General features: G+C 47.1%; 3 protein-coding genes. All 3 read left to right on the top strand.

Annotated elements, in window-relative coordinates:
• The first annotated feature begins 19 nt into the window (after positions 1-19).
• On the top strand, positions 20-679 hold the full coding sequence (locus AC1DUA_RS32335; protein WP_477503638.1) for an NAD-dependent epimerase/dehydratase family protein: 660 nt from the start codon (positions 20-22) through the stop codon (positions 677-679).
• 354 nt (positions 680-1,033) lie between these two features.
• A complete protein-coding gene (locus AC1DUA_RS32330) occupies positions 1,034-1,483 on the top strand; it encodes a MarR family winged helix-turn-helix transcriptional regulator (protein ID WP_477503637.1) in 450 nt (149 codons plus the stop codon).
• On the top strand, positions 1,480-2,679 hold the full coding sequence (locus AC1DUA_RS32325; protein ID WP_477503636.1) for an MFS transporter: 1,200 nt from the start codon (positions 1,480-1,482) through the stop codon (positions 2,677-2,679). Before AC1DUA_RS32330 ends, AC1DUA_RS32325 begins: the two co-directional genes overlap by 4 nt.
• The last annotated feature ends 162 nt before the right edge of the window (positions 2,680-2,841 follow it).

Below are 2,841 nucleotides of genomic sequence, written 5' to 3'. Positions count from 1 at the left end.
ATAGAGAGGTGTGATCTCATTGAACGTTCTTCTTTTCGGAGCAACCGGGATGGTAGGGCAGTCTGTGCTGCGTGAATGTCTGCTTGATACAAGGATCAAGCGTGTAGTAACAATAGGTCGAAATGCAACTGGGCAGCAGCACCCGAAACTGCGCGAACTCGTGCATGCGAACTTGTTAGATTTATCTGCCTTGGAGGGCGAACTCTCCAGTTTTGATGCTTGCTTTTTCTGCCTTGGCGTCTCTTCAGCGGGAATGAGCGAGGAGAAATATACGGCGATAACGTACGATTTAACCATGAGTGTGGCACAAACTTTGGTGAGGCTAAACCCCGCCATGACCTTTACCTACGTGACTGGCACTGGCACGGATAGCTCTGAGCGGGGGCGCAGTATGTGGGCGCGTGTCAAAGGCAAAACAGAAAACGACCTGCTCAAGCTGCCTTTCCAAGCGGCATATATGTTCAGGCCTGGCGGTATTCTGCCTCTGCACGGCGTCAGATCCAAAACAAAGCTATATCAAGCTGTTTATACGGTCATGAAACCATTTTACCCGATGCTGGAAAAATGGTTCCCGAATTCGGTCACAACCTCGGAGAAGGTCGGCCGCGCCATGATTGAAACCGCCATTAACGGCTATCCGCAGCCGATCATTGAGAGCACGGATATCAATCGTTTCTAACTCCATACACCATAAGAAAAAGGACTCCTCGCGGAGTCCTTTTCGACGGTGACAAATTGATGGTACTTTTGCCTTGAACCATACTTCGCTCGGTAACTACCTCATCACATTCCTGCAGCTTTGGACTACATTAATGGCCTGCGGCACATCTCCTCGCTTTACGGTAGATTCAACAACAACTTCCCTGGTATTTCGTCTACATTGAATGCGACACAACACCTCTCTGAATCACCGTCGAAAATTAGTATGTCCGATCTGAATAAGCTTATGCAAAACGCATCAAAATGATTGACGAATATAATTGCTAAGAATATAATTGCTATAGCAACTAATTTTCGAAAGGGGTTTTGTGCTATGCAGCTGGATCATTCCTTGGGGTTTATTTTGAACCATGCCGGGCGCCGAATGACACAGCTTTTGGGCTCTCAGTTTCAGCCTTACGATATGACGACAGAACAATGGGTCGTGCTTCATCGTCTGGCGTGCGAGGATGGTATTACGCAGAAGCTGCTCGCTATGAGGGCGGAGAAAGATCAAACGAATATTACCCGAATCCTGGACCAATTGGAACGCAAAGGCATGATTGAGCGCCGCGCTAATGAGCAGGATCGCCGTTCCTTTCTAACGTTCATTAYGGATCAAGGCAGAGCTATGAAAGATATCCTCACCCCGATTGAGCAGAAGGTCATGGACTCCCTACTCAGCAGCTTCACAGAGGAACAGACTTCTCTACTCAAGTCGCTGCTAATTCAAATCACCCAAGAAGCCAATGCACGCATCAAGGAAGTGGAGGAATCACAGTGAATACCGATAAGAAATTGTGGAATCGCGATTTCGTTGCTGTATGTCTCAGCAGCTTTTTTTTATTTATGACATTTTATATTCTAGCCGTAACTTTGCCTATCTTTGTCACCGATACTCTGCATGCAAGACAACAGCAAATTGGTCTGGTAATGACCGTCTTCATTATTTCAACCGTTATTTTACGGCCATTAACCGGTAAATGGATGGACGAGTGGAATCGGAAGAAGATCATCTCCTTCTCCCTTGTCCTTTTTATGATTTGTACCGCGCTATATCCATTTATTCATCAGTATAATGTATTGCTAGGCCTACGTTTTCTTCATGGCATTGGCTTTGGGATGGCTACCACAGCTGCCGGAGCAGTAGCTATTGACTTGGTTCCAGAGCGCCGGAAAGGAGAAGGCATCGGCTATTTCAGCCTTTTCATGAGCCTCGCGATGGTTGTCGGACCGTTTCTCGGTTTAACGATTATGCAATCAAACAATAATACGCTGCTGTTTGGTGTATGTATCGTATTCTCCGTGATATCTCTTATGTTCGGGTTATCCCTACGCATCCCGCAGCGGGTCGTACAAGCATCCGTGAAACCGGAGAAGGGCTGGAGAAAGTTCATCGAGCCGCGCGCGATCCCGATCTCTCTGACAGGCAGTGTGCTCGCCTTCTCCTACGGTGCCATCACGACGTTCCTATCTGTTTATGCCAAATCGAACGGATTGGAGAAATACGCAAGCTACTTCTTCATGGTGTTCGCTTTGATGATTGTCATTTCCAGGCCGTTTACCGGCAAATGGTTCGATCGTTCAGGACCTAACGGCTTAGTTTACCCTGGCGTTATTTTATTCACTCTGGGGATGATTGGCCTCAGCCTGACATCTTCTCCTGTTCCATTTCTAGTTACTGGCGGACTGCTGGGACTTGGCTTCGGTGCGATGCTGCCAAGCTTCCAGACCATTGCTATCCAAGCTGCACCCGCTCATCGCAGAGGACTTGCCACAGGCACGTATTTCTTGCTCTTCGATACCGGTTATGGAATCGGCTCGTACGTACTTGGTCTTGTTGCGTCCAAAACAAACTATCACACGATGTACTTCGTAGCAGGGATTGTTGTCGCATGTTCGGCGCTGTTGTATTACGGACTACATCACCGCAAATCAAGTGTTGCCCTGAAGTCCAGTCCAGCGGCTTCCATGAAATAACCCAATGCCGTTTCTCACTAACACCTTGTGTGTAAGGGAGGAACGGCATTTTGTATCATCTTCACAAGAGATTAACGATGAATAGCGATTGACATTAAATTGGTGGAATGATATAAAAATAAGGAGTAGCACTCAAGTAGAGAGAGTGCTAACATTAAACTA

The organism is Paenibacillus sp. 01T422, assembly GCF_056398785.1.
This window is presented reverse-complemented; position numbering and strand designations above follow the sequence as displayed.